Source organism: Dactylosporangium sp. NPDC000244, from assembly GCF_040300725.1.
In the GTDB taxonomy this organism is placed as follows: domain Bacteria; phylum Actinomycetota; class Actinomycetes; order Mycobacteriales; family Micromonosporaceae; genus Dactylosporangium.
In genome coordinates this window covers 215,843-234,833 of sequence record NZ_JBEPEH010000016.1, presented here as the reverse complement: position 1 = coordinate 234,833, position 18,991 = coordinate 215,843, and the positions used below count along the sequence as shown (strand labels likewise).

Below are 18,991 nucleotides of genomic sequence, written 5' to 3'. Positions count from 1 at the left end.
CAAGAGGGACAGGCCACAGAAGTTACCGACCGGTATCGTGTCGAGCGTCGCAGTTGGCGTCCCGTAGGCGTGACGGACCGCACCGAAGCCAGGCAGGATGGACAAGGGCTCGTAGAAGGCCATGAACCATCGAGCCGCACCCCGAGGCCACCCAGACCGGTCGCAGCGCCCGACGAGTCCCGCCGAGCACCACCCCGGTCGCTAGCTACCCAGAAGGAACGCCTGTGTCCACCGAACGCAAGCGCCCGGTGATCAGCGACGGCCTACCGAGCCAGCTGCCCGACATCGACCCCGAGGAGACCACCGAGTGGGTCGACTCGCTGGACGGCGTGATCGACGAGCGCGGCACCAAGCGCGCACGGTACGTGATGCTGCGCCTGCTGGAGCGCGCCCGCGAACGGCAGGTCGGCGTCCCGCCGCTCACCACGACCGACTACATCAACACCATCGCGCCCGAGCGGGAGCCCTGGTTCCCCGGCGATGAGCACATCGAGCGGCGCATCCGGGCCTACATCCGCTGGAACGCCGCCATGCTGGTGCAGCGGGCCCAGCGGCCCGACGTCGGCGTCGGCGGCCACATCTCGACCTTCGCCAGCGCCGCGAGCCTGTACGAGGTCGGCTTCAACCACTTCTTCCGCGGCAAGGACCACCCGGGCGGCGGCGACCAGGTCTTCTTCCAGGGCCACGCGTCGCCGGGCATGTACGCCCGCGCCTTCCTCGAGGGCCGCCTGAGCTCCGAGCAGCTCGACGGCTTCCGCCAGGAGCTCTCGCACCGGGGGCTCGGCGGTGGCCTGCCCAGCTACCCGCACCCGAGGCTCATGCCGGGCTTCTGGGAGTTCCCGACGGTGTCGATGGGCCTCGGCGGCATCAACGCCATCTACCAGGCGCGCTTCAATCGGTACCTGCACAACCGCGGTTTCAAGGACACGTCCGGCCAGCACGTGTGGGCGTTCCTCGGCGACGGCGAGATGGACGAGCCCGAGTCGATCGGCGCCATCGGCGTCGCGGCCCGCGAGGAGCTGGACAACCTCACCTTCGTGATCAACTGCAACCTGCAGCGCCTCGACGGCCCGGTCCGCGGCAACGGCAAGGTGATGCAGGAGCTCGAGGCGTTCTTCCGCGGCGCCGGCTGGAACGTGATCAAGGTCGTCTGGGGCCGCGAGTGGGACCCGCTGCTGGCCGCCGACACCGACGGCGCGCTGGTCAACCTCATGAACGTGACGCCCGACGGTGACTACCAGACGTACAAGGCCGAGTCCGGCGCCTACGTCCGCGAGCACTTCTTCGGCCGCGACCCGCGCACCCGCAAGATGGTCGAGCACCTCTCCGACGACGAGATCTGGAACCTCAAGCGGGGCGGGCACGACTACCGCAAGCTCTACGCCGCGTACAAGGCCGCCACGGAGCACACCGGGCAGCCGACGGTCATCCTGGCCAAGACCATCAAGGGCTGGACGCTGGGCTCGCACTTCGAGGGCCGCAACGCCACGCACCAGATGAAGAAGCTGACCCTGCAGGACGTCAAGGACTTCCGGGACCGGCTGTACCTCGACATCCCCGACAGCTCGATCGGCGAGAACCCGTACGCGGTGCCGTACTACCGCCCGGACGACAAGTCCGAGGAGATGCAGTACATGCGCGAGCGCCGCGCCGCCCTCGGCGGCTCGGTGCCCGAGCGACGCACCAAGCACATCCCGCTGCAGCTGCCGGAGAGCTCGGTCTACGGCGACATCAAGCGCGGCTCGGGCAAGCAGAAGGTCGCCACCACGATGGCCTTCGTACGCATGCTCAAGGACCTCATGCGCGACAAGGGCATGGGCAAGCGCTGGGTGCCCGTCATCCCCGACGAGGCCCGCACCTTCGGCATGGACTCGCTGTTCCCGACGGCGAAGATCTACTCGCCGCACGGCCAGAACTACACCCCGGTCGACCGGGAGCTGTTCCTGTCCTACCGCGAGGCCACGACCGGCCAGATCCTGCACGAGGGCATCAACGAGGCCGGCTCGGTCGCCTCGTTCACCGCCGCCGCGACCAGCTACGCGACGCACGGCGAGCCGATCATCCCGGTGTACATCTTCTACTCGATGTTCGGCTTCCAGCGCACCGCCGACGGCATCTGGGCCGCGGCCGACCAGATGTCGCGGGGCTTCCTGCTCGGCGCCACGGCCGGTCGCACGACGCTCAACGGCGAGGGCCTGCAGCACGAGGACGGGCACTCGATGCTCATCGCCGCGACCAACCCGGCCGTGGTGGCCTACGACCCGGCGTTCGCCTTCGAGATCGCGCACATCACGGAGAACGCGGTCAACCGCATGTACGGCGAGGCCCCCGAGGACCTCATCTACTACCTGACCGTCTACAACGAGCCGATCTTCCAGCCGGCCGAGCCCGCCGACGTCAACGTCGACGGCATCCTGCGCGGCCTGTACCGCTACCTGCCCGCCGAGGGAGCCGCGGACGGCCCCAAGGCGCAGATCCTCGCCTCGGGCACGGGCATGCAGTGGGCGCTGAAGGCCCAGAAGCTGCTCGCCGAGGAGTGGGGCGTCGCGGCGGACGTGTGGTCGGCGACGTCGTGGACGGAGCTGCGCCGCGACGCCGTACGCGCCGAGGAGCACAACCTGCTCCACCCGGCGGACGAGCCGCAGGTGCCGTACGTGACCCAGGCCCTGCAGGACACGACGGGCCCGGTGATCGCGGTGAGCGACTTCATGCGCGCCGTGCCGGACCTGATCGCCCGCTGGGTGCCGAACGACTACACCTCGCTGGGCACCGACGGCTTCGGCCTGTCCGACACCCGTCACGCCCTGCGCCGCCACTTCCACGTGGACGCGGAGTCGATCGTGGTGGCGACGCTGCGCCAGCTGGCCCGCCGCGGCGAGGTCCCGGCCTCGGCTCCGGCGGAGGCCGCGAAGAAGTACGCGATCGACGACGTGAACGCCGCCCCGGTCGGCGAAACGGGCGGTGACTCCTAGGAATCCCCTTCGAAGCGCGGCGGCCGGGTGTTTTTCCAGCACCCGGCCGCTTTCGCAAATCGCAACGCTTTCGTGATGGCCACTGTTTGTTACGCTGAGCGACGAGACCCAAGGTCAATTTTTCGCGTGCGGGTACCGTGGTGGTGAGACCGGAACGCCGCCGCCGGACACGCCTCGTCTCGTCTCGTTTTCGATCGCGCTTGCTTCGCTTTCGCCTTGTCTTCGCTGCCTGGCCGAGTTCGCAACGCGCGCGGCCACGGCGGGATGTTCTCGCTCGGCCCGCGCGTCATCGGCTCATGGTTGGTCTCTCGCCGGCCTGCCTTTGAGCGCTGGCGCGGTTTCGGACCGTCGGACAACGGCGAGGCGAGGGCTGGTCACCGGGCCGCGGATGGCTCGCCGTGGGCCGGGCGCTTGCCGCTCGTTGCTTGCCGTCCGCCGCGGGCCTGCTCGGCGGGCGCCTGGTGTGGGGCACGTCAGGCCCGGCGCTCGCGTGCGGGCTGGGCGCCGCTTGCGGCCCGCCGAGAGAGGTCGCGGTCCGCTGGCGCCGGTGCTCGCCGGCCGAGAGCACGCCCTCGGGCCGAGCGGGGGCGCGCCGTCAGGACGCCGGGCGGTGGCGCACTGTCGGTCCGAGCCGGGGTGCCGTCGGGCCGAGCGGGGGAGCGTCGTCCGCCGGGCGTGCGCGCGAGATCGCCGGCGCTCGCCACCCGGCTGCGTGTGGCCCCGCGGATCGGCGGGTCACCGTGCGTGGTGGCTCGGGCCGCGGCCGGCCGCCGCCGTTGGGCCTGTCGCGCGCCGCACCGGCCGAAAGAGCCGGACCCGAAGCCGAGAGCGAGTGCACGATCCGAACGATTCGGCAAATCACGATAAAAGCGGAAAAGTCCGAAATGCTGCATCCGGCGGCGATGGGCCGCCAATCGAAGGCGAGTGCGCGGTTGAGTAATGACGCCGCTCAGCGGTATGTGATGTCATCGCGTAGAGCGACAACAATGCCCTCGCCCGGACTAGCTGGCCCTTCTGTGCAAAGCCACCCGCAGAACGCCGAACGTCAAGACCCGCAACGGCCCGACTCCATCCACCCATACGAGTCGATGTTGATCAATCAAGTAGATCAACACCAGGCTTTGAGTAGGTACCCTCAGTCGCCTTGAGTACTACGTTCGGATTACGAGGGTCGACCGTAGGCTACAGCGACGCTACTTTGGGCACCGGCATGAAATCTGCACGTGAACATTTCCGTGAGAGAGCCGGTCTTGACGAACTCGACGCATGTACGCACAGCTTCCCCGGGGGCGGCCACGTGCAGTCACTGTGCGCGCGTCGAGGTCACAGTATTAGGCGGCCGTGCGCCACATGGCGCGGCGGGGTCCCGCGCCCATCGCGTCCAGCATGAGCGCCTGCACGGCATAGGGCTCGGCCGGCCGCCAATGATGCGTCTCCGGCGTCAGCTCCCACCGGACCCGCCCCCCGGACTGCGGACTCGGCGGCGCCGGAATCCACGACCCCTGCCCGTGCAGGACCACCCCGGCGTGCGCCGAGAGCTCCGGCAGCACCCCGTGCCCGGGCAGCACCAGGAACATCCAGCGATCCCCGGGCGCCACCGCGACCGGACCTCGGGCGGCCACGAAACCGTCGCCCAGCAGGGCGGCCCGGCCCAGGGCGCCGGGCACCTCCAGCACGTCGAAGGCGTAGCCGGTCGGCAGCAGCACCGTGTACGGGTGCTCGCGCCACAGCGACCGCACGGTCGAGGCGTCGAAGGTGAGCGGATGTGGCGCGGGATGGCAGGCGACCGTGCGGCAGCCGGGGCTGCCGCAGTCGAAGCGCCGTTCCCGCAGGTGCCGCCCGGCGTGCCGTCCGACCAGGTAGGCGCCCGGTCGCACGGGCCAGCCGTGCTCGGCGTAGCGGGTCGCGGCCTTCCGCAGGCGCGCGCGTTCCCAGAAGATCATGACCCTCTCCTGTCAGGCGAGATCACTCGAAAGTGCGCACGGAACCACGTCGCGTTACCGGACGCGTTGTGCGTCGTTTTTCTCTGCGACGGGGGATGCAACTTGCACATCGGAACGTATGAGCGAACGGTCGGCTCGAACCGCACAAATCGTGCGATTTCTACCGGCCGGGTGACCTCCGGAGGTGAGCGACGTGGATGAGTTGCCCATCGGCCGTCGGGTGGCCTACTGGCGGAACCGGCGCAAGATGTCACAGCAGGTCTTCGCCGACCGGCTGGGCAAGTCCAAGAGCTGGGTCGACAAGGTCGAGCGCGGCGTGCGCCGTCTCGACAAGTTCTCGGTCGTGTACGAGATCGCCGACGTCCTGCAGCTGGACGTGCAGATCCTGCTGGGCCGGGACCCCGAGCGCCGCCCCGACAGCATCAACTGCGTCGACCAGATCGAGGTCGAGGAGATCCGGGCCGCGCTGGAGCGCTACGACCAGATCAGCGCCTTCTTCTACGCGCCGCCGGAGCCCCCGCCGCTGCCCGAGATGCGCAAGGCCGTGACCCACGCCTGGCTGTCGTACCAGCACGCGAAGTACGGCATGCTCGCCCGCACCCTCCCGAGGCTCCTGCGCGAGGCCCAGGCCGCCGACACCGCCTACAGCGAGGGCCACCAGGGCGAGGAGGCCGCCCACCTGCTCGGACAGGTGTACCAGATCGCCTCCAGCGCCCTGCGCAAGCTCGGCGAGCACGAGCTGTCCTGGCTCGCCGCCGACCGTTCGATCGCCGTGTCCCAGCGCGCCGGCGACCAGCTGCTGGCCGGCACCGCCACCACGCGGGTCGCCTGCGCGCTGCTCTCCCTCGGCCGGGCCCGCCCCGCCCTGGAGATCAACGTCAACATCGCCAACCGGCTCGCCCCCGGCTTCGGCGGCAACGACACGAGCCCGGAGCGGCAGTCGGTCTACGGCCAGCTGCTGCTGCAGGGCGCGATGGCGGCCGCGCGCATCGGCGACAGCGCGACCGTGCGCGACCTGCTGGCCGGCGCCGAGGAGGCCGCCCGGAGCATGGACGGCGACGCCAACTACTACTGGACGTCCTTCGGCCCGACGAACGTGAAGCTGCACCGGGCCGCCGCCGCCGTCGAGCTCGGCGAGGGCCGGGTGGCGGTGGAGGTACACCAGACGCTCGATCCGGACGGGTTCAACGCCCTGCTGCCCGAGCGCCGCGCCCACCACTTCCTCGACCAGGCCCGCGCCCAGGCGCTCGTCGGCGACATCGACATGGCCAGCGAGATGCTCCTCGAGGGCGACCGGCTGGCGCCGTCGGAGATCCGCTGCCGGCCGCTGGCCCGCGAGGTGCTCAGCGACGTCCTGCGCCGCACCAGGGGCGCCCCCTCGGCCCCGGTGGCCGAACTCGCGGAGCACATGAGCGTAGGGGTCTGAAAAGTGGTCTGAAAGGGTGCGTCGCAGGGCAGAATGCCCGCATGGCACGACCCGTTTTGTACGCCGTTGTGTGTGGCTCGCCCGCCACCGCCGGCGTCGGCAATCTGGTCTCGCTCGCCCAGGAGCGTGGCTGGGACGTCTGCGTGGTGGCCACGCCGGACGCCCTCAAGTGGCTCGACATCCCCGGCCTCGTCAAGCAGACGGGCCACCCCGTGCGGCACCGCTACAAGTACCCCGGTGACCCCGACATCCTGCCCGCGGCCGAGGCGATGATCGTGGCGCCCGCGACCGTCAACACCGTCAACAAGTGGTCGGCCGGCATCGCCGACACGCTCGCGCTCGGGCTCATCGTCGAGGGGCTCGGGCTGGGGCTGCCGATCGTCGCGGTGCCGTACACCAACCGCGCCATGGCCGCCCACCCCGCCTTCGGCGAGTCGATCGAGCGGCTGCGCTCCTGGGGCATCACCGTGCTCTACGGCGACGACGTGCTCGAGCTGCACCAGCCCGGCATCGGCGAGACGCGCACCGACTTCCCGTGGCGCCTGCCGCTGGACGCGCTGGAGGCGCACCCGTCCGTGCAGGCCCAGCGCATCACGGGGGGCGGGGGAGTGGACTAACGTTACGCCGTGCTTGTCGCCGAACTCGTGAAGCTGCTCGAGCAGCGGTACCCGCCGGAGTGGGCCGAGGACTGGGACCGCGTCGGGTTCGTCCTGGGCGAGCCGGACGCGACCGTGACCCGCGTGCTGCTCGCCGTCGACTGCGACCCCGCCGTCGTCGAGGAGGCCGCGCGGGCCGGGGCGCAGTTCGTCTTCACCCATCACCCGCTGCTGCTGCGCGGCGTCTCCAGCCTGGCGCCGACGACGTACAAGGGCCGCATCGTGCACCGGATGATCCGCGAGGGGATCGCGCTGTTCACCGCCCACACGAACGGCGACGTCGCGAACCCGGGGGTGTCCGATGCGCTGGCGGCGAGGCTCGGGCTGCTGGACGTACACCCGCTGCGGCCGGATCCCCGGGCGCCCGAACGCGGTCACGGGCGCATCGGCCGGCTCCCCGAGCCGATGACCCTGGCGCGGTTCGCCCGGCTCGCGGCGGATCGACTGCCAGGAGCGGCGGCTTCGGTACGGGCGGCCGGCGACCCGGACGCCCGGGTCGAGACGGTCGCGGTGTCCGGCGGGGCGGGCGACGCGTTCCTGGCCGACGCCACCCGCGCCGGCGTTGACGCATACTTGACCGCGGATCTGCGCCACCACCCGGCGCAGGAGCACCTCGCGAACGGCGGGCCGGCCCTCGTCGACGTCACGCACTGGGCGTCCGAGCGCCCGTGGCTGGACGACGTCGCGGCGTTCCTGCGCGCGGAGGCCGGCGTGCAGACCATCGTGTCCGATGTGGACACCTCACCCTGGGCCCTGTTGGAGGAAGACGACTCGTGAAGGCCGATCCGGAAGACCAGCGCCGCCTGCTCGATCTCCAAGCGATCGACATCGCGCTGACCCAGCTCGCGCACAAGCGCAAGGCCCTGCCCGAGCACGCCGAGCTCGGCTCGCTGGCCCGCGAGCTGTCCACGTTGGAGGATCAGCGGGTCCGCGCCCAGGTGGCCGTCGACGATCTCGACCGCGACATCGAGCGGCTCGAGAAGGACGTGGAGCAGGTCCGCTCGCGCAAGGACAAGGACCAGTCCCGCCTCGACGCCGGCACCGGCCCGTCGCGCGAGCTGGAGGCCCTGCAGCACGAGATCGCCACGCTGAACCGGCGCCAGTCCGAGCTCGAGGACGCCGAGCTGGAGCTCATGGAGCAGCGCGAGTCCGCGCAGGGCGTCCTCGACGAGATCGTCGGCAAGCTGGAGGCGGCCCGGGCCACCCGCGCCGCGGCCGAGCAGCGCCGCGACGAGGCCCTCGCCGCGATCGCCAAGGACGAGGAGTTCCGCCGGTCCGGGCGGCGCCCGCTCGCCGCCGACCTGCCCGCCGACCTCGTCGGGCTCTACGACAAGATCCGCGAGTCCAGCGGCGGGATCGGCGCGGCGATGCTGCGCCAGGGCCGCTGCGAGGGCTGCCGCATCGAGCTCTCCGGCGGCGACAAGGCCCGCGTGAAGGCCGCCCCGACCGACGAGGTCGTGCGGTGCGAGGAGTGCCGGCGCATCCTGGTGCGCACCGCCGAGTCGGGGCTGTAGCCGCATGCGGGTGACCGTCGAGGCGGACGGGGGATCGCGCGGCAACCCGGGGCCGGCCGGCTACGGCGCGGTCGTGCGCGACGAGGCCGGCGCGGTGCTCGCCGAGCGGCTCGGGGCGCTCGGGGTGACGACGAACAACGTCGCGGAGTACAGCGGCCTCATCGCGGGGCTGAAGGCCGCCCGCGAGCTGGGCGCCGACGAGGTCGACGTGCGCATGGACTCCAAGCTCGTCATCGAGCAGATGGCCGGGCGCTGGCAGATCAAGCATCCGGGCCTGCGTCCCCTGGCCGAGGAGGCGCGCGGCATCGCGCAGGGCTTCGCCCTGGTGCGGTACGGCTGGATCCCCCGCGAGCGCAACAAGGACGCCGACCGCCTGGCCAACGCCGCGATGGACGGCGAGGCCAAGGAGGTCACCGAGCCCGCCCGCCGCTCGTGGTCGCCGCCCGCGACCGGCTCCCCGCTGCGCATGGTGGTCATCCGCCACGGCGAGACCCCCTACACGGCGCAGAAGCGGTACTCGGGCCGCGGCGACGTCCCGCTCTCGGATCTCGGCCACGAGCAGGCCGCCCGGGCCGCGGCCCGGGCCCGGGAGCTGGCACCGGACCTGGCCGCGGTCATCACCTCGCCGCTGAAGCGCTGCCTGGAGACCGCGGCCGCGCTCGGCGACGTGCCGCTGATCGTCGAGGACGACCTCATCGAGTGCGACTTCGGCGAGTGGGAGGGCCTCACCTACGCCGAGGTCCACGAGCGCTACGCGGCCGAGCAGGAGCGCTGGCTCGCCTCCACCGCCGTCCCGCCGCCCGGGGGCGAGTCGTTCCAGCAGGTCGCCATGCGCGTGCGGCGGGCGGTGCGCAGCCTGCAGGACCGCTTCGACGGCCGGCAGATCGCGGTCGTGAGCCACGTGACCCCGATCAAGCTGATGCTGCGCGACGCGCTGGCCGCGAGCGACTCGTTCCTGTTCCGGCTGTACCTCGACCCGGCCGGCGTCTCGCTGCTGGACTCCTGGCCCGACGGCGGGGTCGCGGTGCGCTCGGTGAACGAGACCGCGCACCTGTCCTAGAAGGCTGCCTAGAAGAAGGCGCGGTACAGCAGCACGCACCCGACCACGGTGCCGAACACGACGATGAGCGCCTTGAGCACGGCGCTCGGCAGCCTCCGGGCGAGCCGGGCGCCGGCGTAGCCCCCGGCGAGCGCGGCCGGCGCGACCACCGCCACGTCGGCCCAGTCGACCGGCCCGAACAGCGCGAACGCGAGCACCCCGACGAGCCCGCCGACGGCCGAGATGACGTTCTTGAGCGCGCTCACGCGGGCCATCGGCTCGTCCAGCACCAGCCCGAGGGCCGCGACGAGCATGACGCCGAGGGCGGCGCCGAAGTACCCGCCGTACAGCGACCCGAAGAACACCATCGCGTGCAGGCCGAGCGCCCGGTGGCGTCCGGCCAGCTCCCGCGGGTGCCCGACGAGCCGCCGCAGCCGGTCCTGCAGCGCGAGCACCGCGGCCGCCCCGAGCACCAGGAACGGCACCACGTAGTCGAACGCCGCGGCCGGGGTGAGCAGCAGCAACGCGCACCCGAGCGCGGCCCCGGCCACCGCCGTCGGCACGAGCCGCGGCACCTGCGCGCGGGGGAGATCCGCGCGGCTGCCGTAGACGGACGAGACGTACCCCGGAAACACTGATGTGGTGTTCGTCACATTCGCGGCCACGGGCGGCAGCCCGGTCGCGATCAGCGCCGGGAACGTGATGAGCGACCCGCCGCCCGCGATCGCATTGACCGTCCCGGCCGCGAGCCCCGCGACACCGAGCAAGGCGATGTGGGCCGGTTCCATGGTCTGACTACCATAGTCAGCACGACGGACGAGTCGACCGGGCGGCCGCGTCGATGCCACTGGCATCGCCGAGGAACGTCCGGGCTCCACAGGGCAGGGTGGTTGTTAACGGCAACCCGGGGCGACCCGCGGGACAGTGCCACAGAGAGCAGACCGCCCGGCTCGGATGAGCCGGGTAAGGGTGAAACGGTGGGGTAAGAGCCCACCAGCGCCCCGGGTGACCGGGGCGGCTAGGTAAACCCCACCCGGAGCAAGGTCAAAAGGGCCGGCGCCCACGGGCCCGGCCTGCGCAGGCGTTCGAGGGCGGCCCGCCCGAGCCTGCGGGTGGACCGCTGGAGCCTGCCGGCGACGGCAGGCCGAGATGGATGGCCGCCCCCTGCCGCGAGGCGGGGACAGAACCCGGCGTACAGGTCGACTCGTCCGTCGCACCGACCTAACGTTCTCGCAGCTCAGTGGGAGTTGAGGGACCAGCTGCCGTGCGGCTTCCGCTCCTCGGCGGCGCGCCTGCGGTACGGGTCGGCTTGCCACCGATTTCGTTGGTTGCTGTTTCGGGCCGATCTGTGGACGGTCCCGTACGCTGCGTCCGATGACAGGCGATGGTGATGCCTTGAACGGCCGGCGATCAAGCGGTTCGCAGCACCGCATGCGATTCGATCGGCTGTTCAGCCGAGGCCGGGACGCCGTGACGAACGGTGCACATTTTGCAGACGTCTGTCCGGTCGAGGGCGGGCGTTGGGGGATGTCAGCGGCGCTCGTGCCAGATGGTCCTGTGGCTGACCGATTAGCGCATGTCGCAGCGGAGTTGGCGCAGCTGGCCGGTCCGGGGCATTGGCCGACCGGGGCACAGGATGCGATCCATCTGACTGTCCGGGCGATCGAGGTGCACCGGCCCGAGTTGTCTGGTGCCGATCCGCTGGTGGCTCGGTGTGCGGCGGCGCTGGCTCGCGCGGCGGCGGGGGCCCGTCGGGTGCGGTTCCGACTGGACGGGGTGACGCTGACCCCGTCCGGCGTGATGGCGTGTGCCTACCCGCTTGACGACGCTGCGGACGATTTCGCCGATCGGCTCGGGTTGGAGCTGGGCGAGGATGGCTGGTTCGAGGCGGCGTACAGGCGGGACATCTGGTACGCGACGCTGCTGCATTTCGCTGCCGAGGTGAGCGATCCGGCGGAGCTGGTGGAGTGGGTGTCGCAGCGACGGTCAATGCAGCTTGGCGTCGTCGAGTTGGACGGTGCGGAGTTGTTGACGTTCCGGTACAACGGCCGCCAGCCGGTCCGGTTGGCACTGGCGCAGGCGTCGTTTGGCGGTGTCCCGGTGGAAGGGTCCGCGGTCGGGCAGCACGCCCGATAGCACCGTGGCCCAGCCGCGGCCCGGGGGCGAGACCCGTGGTGGTCTCACCACCCGTCATGATCGAGTTACGGCCGGCTGCCGAGCCCGTGGACACTCCAGCCAGCGGCGGCCCAGCGGGCACCGTCGATGACGCCACGGGTGTCGAGGATTGTCGGCGTGGCGACGGTGGAGGTGAGGGCGTCCGGGTCGATCGCGGCGAACTCCGGCCAGCCGGTGGCGACGACGACGAGATGCGCTCGGTTGGCGGCAGCGACCGCCGACGACGCGTAAGCGAGGTGCGGTGCCGCCTTGCGCGCTTCGGTGAGGGCCTGCGGATCGTAAATGGCGACCTGGGCGCCGGCCCGGTGCAGTTGCTCGGCGACGTCGAGGGCCGGGGAGTCGCGGACGTCGTCGATGCCGGCCTTGAACGCCGCGCCCCAGACGGCGATCGCGCGTCCGGTCAGTGTCCCGCCCACGGCGGCGCGGGCCAGCTCGACGGCGCGGCGGCGCATGTGCTGGTTGATCGTGTCGACTGCACGGAAGAGGGTTGCGGCGGGGGTGATGCCGCCGGTGTCGGCCTGGCGGGTGAAGGCGTGCAGGTCCTTGGGCAGGCAGCCGCCGCCGAACCCGAGCCCAGGTGCGAGGTAGTGGGGCCCGATGCGGATGTCGTGCCCGATCGCGCCGCCCAGGTCGGTGACATTGGCGCCCACGGCGGCGCACATCTCCGCGACGGCGTTGACGAAGGAGATGCGGGTGGCGAGGTAGGCGTTCGCGGTGGCCTTGACCATCTCGGCGGTGATCCGGTCGGTGACCACGAGCGGGCAGCCGTGGCTGCGGATGATCGGCGAGTACAGCTCCCGTAGCAGCCGCTCGGCCTCCGCAGTGGTTGTGCCGATGACGATCCGGTCCGGGGTGAGGGTGTCGGCGACGGCGGTCCCTTCGCGCAGGAACTCCGGGTTCCACGCCACGTCGACCCCGTCACCCGCTGGTGCGATGGCGCGGGCCAGCCGCTCCAGGCTTTCAGCGGTGCCGGGACTGACGGTCGACTTGCCGACGATCAGGCAGGGCTGTTCCAAGTAGGGGGCGAGTTCGTTGACCGCGCCATGGAGCTGGTCGAGGTCGTAGGCGCCGTCCGGTCCGGAAGGCGTGCCGACAGCGAGGAAGTGGACCTGGCCGTGACCGGCGGCGTGCTTGAAGTCGGTGGTGAACCGGAGCCTGCCGGTCTGGAGGTTGCGGGCGAGTAGTTCGTCGAGTTCCGGTTCATGGAACCAGCTCCGGCCCTCGTTGAGGGTGTCGGCCTTGGCCGGGTCGATGTCCACGCCGATGACGTCGTGGCCGATCTCGGCCATGCCGGCCGCGTGGGTGGCGCCCAGGTGACCGGCGCCGATGACAGTGATACGCAACGGGGAATCCTCGCTGTCGATGGGTGCGTTGTGGACGGGTCGGTTCGTTGCTGGGTGAGCGGAGGTCAGAGCGGGCGGACGCTCCAGCCTGCTGCGGTCCAGCGGGTACGGCTGAGGCCGCCGCGCCCGTCGATGACCACCGGATGCGGCGCGGGCCGCAGGGTGGCCGGGTCGATGGTGGCGAACTGCGGCCAGGCGGTGAGGTGCAGCAGGACCCTGGCGTGTTCGACGGCGGTGACCGGGTCTGCGGCATAGATCAGCTCCGGGCGCTCGGCGCGGGCAAGGTCCATGGCCTGCGGGTCGTAGACGGTGACTGCGGCTCCGGCCTGGTGCAGGCGCTTGGCGACGTCGAGGGCCGGGGAGTCGCGTACGTCGTCGATGCCGGGTTTGAACGCCGCGCCCCACACGGCGACCGACTGACCGGTTGCGTCGCCGCCGAGGGCTTCCACGGTGAGCGTCACGGCGCGATGGCGGCGCTGCTGGTTGATGTTGTCGACGGCGGTGAGGAGCCGGAACGAGTCGCCGACGCCCAGGGCTTCCGCCAGGGCGACGAAGCCGCGCAGGTCCTTGCTGAGGCAGGAGCCGCCGAAGCCGAGGCCGGGGGTGAGGTAGTCGGAGCCGATCCGCGGGTCGTGCCCGACCGCGGCGGCAAGGTCGGTGACGTTGGCGCCGGCCGCGCCGCAGAACGCGGAGAGGGCGTTGACGTAGGAGATCCGGGTGGCCAGGAATGCGTTCGCGGCGAGCTTGCACAGTTCCGCGGTCGCCCAGTCGGTGACCACCAGCGACACCCCGGCCGCCAGGGACAGCGCCCACAGCTCGCGCAGGGTCGTCTCCGCCGTGCCGCCGAGCTGCACGCCCAGCACGATTCGGGTCGGGCGACGGACATCCGCGATGGAGCAGCCTTCCCGCATGAAGTCCGGTGAGGCGGCGACCTCGATCGTGATGCCAGGTGGGGCGATCTCGGCCATCCGGGCGGCGATGCGGGCGCAGGTGCCGGCGGGTACCGACGACTTGACCACGACCAGGCTGTCCTGGCGCAGGTGCTGGGCGAGGGAATCGGCGGCGGTGAACAGGATGCTCAGGTCGTGATGGTCGCTGTCGGCGGACTGCGGGGTTGGCACGGCGAGGAAATGGACGGTGGCGTGGCCGGCAGCATCCGCGTAGGAGTCGGTGAAGGTCAGCCGACCGGAGGTCGCGCCGTCGGTGATGGCCTCGGCCAGGCCCGGTTCGGCGAACGGTGCCTTACCGGCCCGCAGGGCCGCGATGGTGTCCGGGTCGGTGTCCAGGCCGAGCACGTGGTGGCCGAGGCTGGCCATCCCGGCCGCGTACGGGGCGCCGAGTCGGCCGCAGCCGATGATCGTGATGTTCATGTGTCCTTCCCCCGTCGAGCGATGATCAAGGCTGGTTGCACGGTGGCGGCGAAGACGCCGGACGGCTCGGCCGCGCAGAACGCGGCGCGCAGCTCCCGGTCGAAGTCGTCGAAGCGCTCACCGAACAGCGGCGGCGAGGAGTACGCCTGCGTGTACTGGTTGCCCAGTACCGCTGTTAGGTCGAGCTGTAGCGGCTGGTCGGTGCGGATGACGGTGAGCCGGTTGAACGCTGAGGCTCGGAGGACCGATTCGTGGTCGCCGCCCTGTGGCGGCTCATACATTGCTTCGGGTCCGGCGTGGCGGGCCGTGCCGAGGTGGCGGCGGAGCACCTGGTCGGCCACGGTGTACCACCACGGCTTCTGGGTTCCGGCAGCGAACGACATCACCAGCGCGATGAACCCGCCGGCGACGACGATCCGATTCAGTTCGGCCAGCACCTGCGCCCGGTCGAACCAGTGAAACGCGTCGCCGATCGTCACCCCGGCAACCGGGTCGATGTCGGTCAGGTGGTGTGCATCGCCGACCTGCCATCGGATCTTGCCGCGGGCCATGCTGCGCGCCGCAGCGTCACGGGCGGCATCGATCATCCGTGGGTTGACGTCGACGGCGATCACGTCACGACCCCGGTCGGCCAGGGCGAGCGCGATGCTGCCCGGCCCGCAGCCCAGGTCCAGGAGCGTTCCGGCCGGATCTTGGTCGGCGATGAGATCCACGAGCAGGCCGGGATGGGCTGGGCGGAATCGCAGGTACTGCTGTTCTGTGCCGGCGAACAGTGCCGCCGGATTCGGGTAACGGCTCACCACGGAAAGCCGTCATCTGCGACGAGCGGCGTGGTAATCCGGTCTACGAGGAACTCCGGACGCGACGGCGACGGCGGGGCGTTGTTGGTCGCGTTGTAGGTGATCAGCAGCATGGCCCGCCGATCCGGAGACTCGTTGTTCGACGATGTGTGCACGATGCACGGGTGGAACGCGAAGCACGAGCCGCGTTCACCGACCGCCACGTGACGGCCCAGGTCCGCGGCGAGCTCCGCCACCCGGTTCTCGTCGATCGTGTACTCCAGATCGGCCGACACATGCCGCCGCCAGTCCTGGGAGTTGGCCGACCGGTGTGCGGTGTCGATGTCGAGCAGACCCAGCCGATGGCTGCCAGGGATCACCGTCAGCGGGCCGTTTCCCGCGTGTACGTCGTCGAGAAACACCGCGATGTTGACCGCGTTCGGCGTCGGCATCCCGTCCTCACGCAGCCAGAACGCGAAGTCCTGATGCCACGGCCAGGCTCGGCCCTGGAACGGCTGCTTGAGGTTCACCTTGAACTGGTAGACGTACGCTGGCCCGCCGACGAGCGACTCGGCCAATGCCACGAACACCGGCAGCCGCGTCAACGCCGCACACGCCTCATCGAAACGATGGCAGCCGTGCAGCGCTCGCACTACCTGGGTGCCGTCCTCGAACACGACCTCGGGCCGGTCCTGCACGCTGATCCGGGCTACGCTCTCGCGCAGCCGATCGATCACCGGCTCGGGCAGGCGCTGCGGCATTGCGTACCAGCCGGCCTGTGTGTAGGCAGCACCAGCTGCCAGCGGCTCGCCGAATGCCTTCCGTTTCATCGTTCTCCTCCACTTCGTCGCATCCCTGATACGCGCCGGTCGAGCGCTGAACAGCGAGCTCTACCGCCGTCGCGACGTTGCCTCAGACGGGTGCAGACCCGCCAAGTCCACGTAGATCGACCGCCGCTCGATCGCGTCGCCGGCGGCGTTGAGCTGGTAGCCGTCCAGCCACGCCCGGCCGTCCCACGACGTTCGCCAGTCATGAGCCCGGATCACGCGGAAGCCGAACCCGTTGCCCGCGCCGAACCGCGGACTCGCCACCGGGCCGACGTGCACCATGTCTCCCGGTGGCATCCCGGTTTCCGTCCGACCGGCACCAGTCCGGCCCGCCACAGCAGGCGCCTCAGCTCGCCAGCAGCAGGCCGGTCGCGCCGACCCGCCGAGCACCGAACAGCTCGGGCCGTGACACATCGGCCCGCCGTTGCGGCAGCTTCAACGAAGACCGGAACAGCCGTGCCGCCCGCTCGTTCACCTCACACGGCCCCGGAACGCCGCAGGCCACGCACAGCCCGTCGGCGCGTGACACCACGTGACGGTCAAGATCGGCCTGTGCATGGTCGATCGAGCCCACGCCCTGGTACCTGTTCATGTATTCCTCCAATCCTCGGGGGCTGGACGTGCAGCTCCACAACGCGCTCGGAAGATTGCTCACGCAGTGGCGCTTAGCGCAGTCGACGATGAGATGCCAACGCAGTCCGCCGTTCGTGTCGACGTGACAAAAGAGTCGTTCTGCCTGCGTGACGCGTTCTCGCCCGTCGATGAATGAGGCTACGATCGAATGGCGGCACCCGGAACTGACTGCGAGTGCAGGTAGAACGATGGCGACAAGACGAGGGGGAAAGAAATCGTGGTGCGCGGACCGGTAAGTCTGACTGGTGGTCAGGGTTCGCGAGTAAACGGCGTCGTGTCGGGATTCGTGCTGAAGCTGGCCCGGCAGTCTGCGGCGCTCACGCAGGAAAGGCTTGCTGAGGCCGTCGGGGTCGACGTCACCACCCTTCAGGGGTGGGAGTCCGGCCGCCGGCCGCTCGCTGCGGTCAGCGCGGGTGAATTCCTCCGCCTATGCGGCCGGCTCTCGCGGCTTGGCGCCCCGGCGTCAACGGGACGTAACCTTCGCGAGGCGATCGAGGCTGATCAAGTCTTGTCTACCGGCATCGTGGCGGCCGGCGCCTGGGTCGAACCCGACAGCCACCCGCTTGCCGTAAGCGTCCATAGATGGACGGTTACGAATCTGATTCTCTGGCCGATCCTTGGGAAAATGCCGCAGCACCTCCGCGATTTCGTGCTTCAAACTCCACGGCGTGGGCCAACGCCTCTTCGGCCGATGCTCGGCGGCGAGGAGCGGGTGCGGTTCTTTGATCATCTGTTCACCGTGGCGACGCGAGCAGGAGGTGGCGATGAGGCTCTCCTGCGCAGGCAGGCGGTCTATCTACTCGGTTTCGACGGCAGGCCGGCAACAGTCGAATGGCTTCGCGCCGAATGGAATAGAGCTGGCCGCAATAGATGGAAACATGAGGACATTACCGGCCTATTGGACACGCTCTGCGTCGGTTGCTCTTGCCGCAGCTGGTGACAGCGATTATGTTCATGACTTCGTTGATCACATGACTGACGGGGCGAGGGAGGTCGCAAATCTGAACTATTGGGCGTACTGGATCGGTGAGATAAGCGAGGAGCAGACAAGCGACGCTTTCATGCTGGATGCCGACACGCGCTCGTGGACGGGTGTACGCCTGTTGCAGCACCTCATGGGTCGCCTCGACCCTGACTCAGCCCACCTGCCGCTCAATGTCGCTACTCTCCACTCGCTCGTCGCTTCCCGCCCATCGCTCCTCAGCGGTCGCCCCGCCGTCCGTGCGTCGCTCGCCGAGGTGCTCAGTAAGCTCGCCTCAACCGATGGCCGGAGCCGCGCTGAACGTGATCGGCTCGCAGGACTCCAGTACGCGGTACGCATCGCCGATTGCTAGGAAAGGGACATCACGTGCCGGATGACGCGGACGCGCTCGCCGCATTCGGATTTGAGCTGGGGTTGTTGAAGCGCATCCGGAGATCTGGCTGGTGGCACGCCGGGGTGCGTGACCCCGAGTCGGTCGCCGAGCACACCATGAGGGTCGCGCAGTTGGCCGCGCTGATCGCCGCCGAGGAGGAGGCGGACCCTGTCCGGGCATCGTTCCTGGGTTTGTGGCACGACAGCCAGGAGACGCGGACCGGCGACCTACCCCATACGGCCACCGTCTACGTGGGCAAACCTGCGCCGCGCCGGATCACTGCCGATCAGACCGAACAGCTGCCCGAGCGGAGCCGTGACCTCATCCGGGAGGCTGTGGATGAGTACGAGTCGCGGCAGTCTCTTGAGGCGTTGTGTGCCAAGGACGCCGACAAGCTCGAAATGCTGCTGCAAGCCGTCGAGTACCGCGACACGGGGGTCCACCGGGTCGACGGGTGGATCGCCTCGGCCCGCCAAGACCTGAAGACCGAGACTGGCCGGCGGATTGCCGAGGCGGCGATCGGCATCTCGCCGCTGTCTTGGCGGGATCGGTGAGGTCATCTCGCCTCACTGAGCCATGTTCATCGTGTGTAGCGGCTGGTCGCGACGCGGTGTAGGGCGAGGACGACTTGCACGTGGCTTGGCGTGGGCAGCAGCGGAGCTTCGTCGGGATCTTCCAGGTCTTGGGCTGGCGATCGTGCGTTCGCCGCAGGCGCGGGTCTTTGCGACGGTGACGCTTGAACGGTGTGTGCAGGGTCCCGCCGGCGCTGCTCAGCATCGCGGCGGCCAGGTCGCCGGTAGCCGTGGCGAGCAGGGCGGTCGCTGCCTGCACGTATCGTCAGGGTGGGCAGCGCCTGCCGGTCTGGGTTGGGGCGGCGCCACCGGGATCGATGCTGGCGGGATGCAGACCCTTCCGCCGGATCGTACCCGGATGACGGACTGGTCGGCATCGGCTACCAG

General features: G+C 70.2%; 18 protein-coding genes, 1 other RNA gene and 1 pseudogene. 11 read left to right on the top strand and 9 right to left on the bottom strand.

The features are described from left to right. Nucleotides 1-224 precede the first annotated feature (224 nt). Nucleotides 225-2,972: a pyruvate dehydrogenase (acetyl-transferring), homodimeric type gene (gene aceE / locus ABT369_RS24155; RefSeq protein ID WP_350615109.1), complete on the top strand. Its 2,748-nt coding sequence runs from the start codon at nt 225-227 to the stop codon at nt 2,970-2,972. Nucleotides 2,973-4,303: 1,331 nt separating this feature from the next. Here aceE and ABT369_RS24150 read toward each other — a convergent pair. After that, nucleotides 4,304-4,915, bottom strand: coding sequence for a bifunctional DNA primase/polymerase (locus ABT369_RS24150; protein WP_350615108.1), 612 nt, complete (start codon nt 4,913-4,915; stop codon nt 4,304-4,306). A 193-nt stretch (nt 4,916-5,108) separates the two neighbouring features. On the opposite strand from ABT369_RS24150, the gene ABT369_RS24145 reads away from it, so the two are divergent. The 5 genes from ABT369_RS24145 to ABT369_RS24125 are packed head-to-tail and all read left to right on the top strand — an operon-like array spanning nt 5,109 to nt 9,571. Next, nucleotides 5,109-6,341 carry a helix-turn-helix domain-containing protein gene (locus ABT369_RS24145; RefSeq protein ID WP_350615106.1) on the top strand — a complete coding sequence of 411 codons (1,233 nt, stop codon included), beginning with the start codon at nt 5,109-5,111 and terminating at the stop codon, nt 6,339-6,341. A gap of 41 nt (nt 6,342-6,382) precedes the next feature. Next, complete coding sequence (locus tag ABT369_RS24140) at nt 6,383-6,958, top strand: flavoprotein (protein ID WP_350615104.1); 576 nt, start codon at nt 6,383-6,385, stop codon at nt 6,956-6,958. A gap of 9 nt (nt 6,959-6,967) precedes the next feature. Continuing rightward, nucleotides 6,968-7,774, top strand: a complete 807-nt coding sequence (locus ABT369_RS24135; RefSeq protein WP_350615103.1) for a Nif3-like dinuclear metal center hexameric protein — start codon at nt 6,968-6,970, stop codon at nt 7,772-7,774. Further along, nucleotides 7,771-8,511 (top strand): zinc ribbon domain-containing protein, encoded by a 741-nt coding sequence (locus ABT369_RS24130; RefSeq protein ID WP_350615101.1) that lies wholly within the window; start codon nt 7,771-7,773, stop codon nt 8,509-8,511. Before ABT369_RS24135 ends, ABT369_RS24130 begins: the two co-directional genes overlap by 4 nt. A 4-nt stretch (nt 8,512-8,515) precedes the next feature. Continuing rightward, entirely contained in the window at nt 8,516-9,571 is a 1,056-nt protein-coding gene (locus ABT369_RS24125; protein WP_350615100.1) for a histidine phosphatase family protein, read from the top strand. 8 nt (nt 9,572-9,579) lie between these two features. On the opposite strand, the gene ABT369_RS24120 is transcribed toward ABT369_RS24125, so the two are convergent. Continuing rightward, the gene (locus ABT369_RS24120; RefSeq protein ID WP_350615098.1) at nt 9,580-10,338 is read right to left on the bottom strand and encodes a sulfite exporter TauE/SafE family protein; all 759 of its coding nucleotides are present in this window, start codon (nt 10,336-10,338) and stop codon (nt 9,580-9,582) included. A gap of 29 nt (nt 10,339-10,367) precedes the next feature. On the opposite strand from ABT369_RS24120, the gene rnpB reads away from it, so the two are divergent. Continuing rightward, nucleotides 10,368-10,761: RNase P RNA component class A (gene rnpB / locus ABT369_RS24115), an RNA gene on the top strand. Between the two features lie 163 nt (nt 10,762-10,924). Further along, entirely contained in the window at nt 10,925-11,686 is a 762-nt protein-coding gene (locus ABT369_RS24110; RefSeq protein ID WP_350615096.1) for a hypothetical protein, read from the top strand. Nucleotides 11,687-11,751: 65 nt separating this feature from the next. Here ABT369_RS24110 and ABT369_RS24105 read toward each other — a convergent pair whose 3' ends face one another. The 6 genes from ABT369_RS24105 to ABT369_RS24080 form a co-directional block, all read right to left on the bottom strand. Then, nucleotides 11,752-13,068, bottom strand: a complete 1,317-nt coding sequence (locus ABT369_RS24105) for a UDP-glucose dehydrogenase family protein (protein ID WP_350615094.1) — start codon at nt 13,066-13,068, stop codon at nt 11,752-11,754. A 65-nt stretch (nt 13,069-13,133) separates the two neighbouring features. Continuing rightward, on the bottom strand, nt 13,134-14,438 hold the full coding sequence (locus tag ABT369_RS24100; RefSeq protein ID WP_350615091.1) for a UDP-glucose dehydrogenase family protein: 1,305 nt from the start codon (nt 14,436-14,438) through the stop codon (nt 13,134-13,136). Further along, nucleotides 14,435-15,238 (bottom strand): class I SAM-dependent methyltransferase, encoded by an 804-nt coding sequence (locus ABT369_RS24095; protein ID WP_350615090.1) that lies wholly within the window; start codon nt 15,236-15,238, stop codon nt 14,435-14,437. The genes ABT369_RS24100 and ABT369_RS24095 overlap by 4 nt, the downstream gene beginning before the upstream one ends. Then, nucleotides 15,235-16,047, bottom strand: a complete 813-nt coding sequence (locus ABT369_RS24090) for a phytanoyl-CoA dioxygenase family protein (RefSeq protein WP_350615088.1) — start codon at nt 16,045-16,047, stop codon at nt 15,235-15,237. Before ABT369_RS24090 ends, ABT369_RS24095 begins: the two co-directional genes overlap by 4 nt. Nucleotides 16,048-16,107: 60 nt before the next feature. Further along, the gene (locus ABT369_RS24085; protein ID WP_350615087.1) at nt 16,108-16,341 is read right to left on the bottom strand and encodes a hypothetical protein; all 234 of its coding nucleotides are present in this window, start codon (nt 16,339-16,341) and stop codon (nt 16,108-16,110) included. 49 nt (nt 16,342-16,390) lie between these two features. Further along, nucleotides 16,391-16,618, bottom strand: a complete 228-nt coding sequence (locus tag ABT369_RS24080) for a hypothetical protein (protein ID WP_350615085.1) — start codon at nt 16,616-16,618, stop codon at nt 16,391-16,393. Between the two features lie 345 nt (nt 16,619-16,963). Here ABT369_RS24080 and ABT369_RS24075 point away from each other — a divergent pair, with 345 nt between their 5' ends. Genes ABT369_RS24075 through ABT369_RS24065 form a run of 3 tightly spaced genes read left to right on the top strand, consistent with a single transcriptional unit; the run spans nt 16,964 to nt 18,586 of the window. Then, nucleotides 16,964-17,617 (top strand): helix-turn-helix domain-containing protein, encoded by a 654-nt coding sequence (locus ABT369_RS24075; protein ID WP_350615083.1) that lies wholly within the window; start codon nt 16,964-16,966, stop codon nt 17,615-17,617. A 31-nt stretch (nt 17,618-17,648) separates the two neighbouring features. After that, nucleotides 17,649-18,011 (top strand): hypothetical protein, encoded by a 363-nt coding sequence (locus ABT369_RS24070; protein WP_350615081.1) that lies wholly within the window; start codon nt 17,649-17,651, stop codon nt 18,009-18,011. Nucleotides 18,012-18,025: 14 nt separating this feature from the next. After that, on the top strand, nt 18,026-18,586 hold the full coding sequence (locus tag ABT369_RS24065) for an HD domain-containing protein (RefSeq protein ID WP_350615079.1): 561 nt from the start codon (nt 18,026-18,028) through the stop codon (nt 18,584-18,586). A 26-nt stretch (nt 18,587-18,612) separates the two neighbouring features. On the opposite strand, the pseudogene ABT369_RS24060 reads toward ABT369_RS24065, so the two are convergent. Further along, nucleotides 18,613-18,719 (bottom strand): annotated as a pseudogene (locus ABT369_RS24060) (IS5/IS1182 family transposase); the annotation flags it as partial. Nucleotides 18,720-18,991: the final 272 nt, after the last annotated feature.

What these genes read in the sequence shown, in the direction of transcription:
- ABT369_RS24150 (WP_350615108.1), bottom strand. Translation starts at nt 4,915, where the DNA reads ATGATCTTCTGGGAACGCGCGCGCCTGCGGAAGGCCGCGACCCGCTAC.
- ABT369_RS24140 (WP_350615104.1), top strand. Translation starts at nt 6,383, where the DNA reads ATGGCACGACCCGTTTTGTACGCCGTTGTGTGTGGCTCGCCCGCCACC.
- ABT369_RS24125 (WP_350615100.1), top strand. Translation starts at nt 8,516, where the DNA reads ATGCGGGTGACCGTCGAGGCGGACGGGGGATCGCGCGGCAACCCGGGG.
- ABT369_RS24120 (WP_350615098.1), bottom strand. Translation starts at nt 10,338, where the DNA reads ATGGAACCGGCCCACATCGCCTTGCTCGGTGTCGCGGGGCTCGCGGCC.
- ABT369_RS24110 (WP_350615096.1), top strand. Translation starts at nt 10,925, where the DNA reads ATGACAGGCGATGGTGATGCCTTGAACGGCCGGCGATCAAGCGGTTCG.
- ABT369_RS24100 (WP_350615091.1), bottom strand. Translation starts at nt 14,438, where the DNA reads ATGAACATCACGATCATCGGCTGCGGCCGACTCGGCGCCCCGTACGCG.
- ABT369_RS24090 (WP_350615088.1), bottom strand. Translation starts at nt 16,047, where the DNA reads ATGAAACGGAAGGCATTCGGCGAGCCGCTGGCAGCTGGTGCTGCCTAC.
- ABT369_RS24085 (WP_350615087.1), bottom strand. Translation starts at nt 16,341, where the DNA reads ATGCCACCGGGAGACATGGTGCACGTCGGCCCGGTGGCGAGTCCGCGG.
- ABT369_RS24070 (WP_350615081.1), top strand. Translation starts at nt 17,649, where the DNA reads ATGACTGACGGGGCGAGGGAGGTCGCAAATCTGAACTATTGGGCGTAC.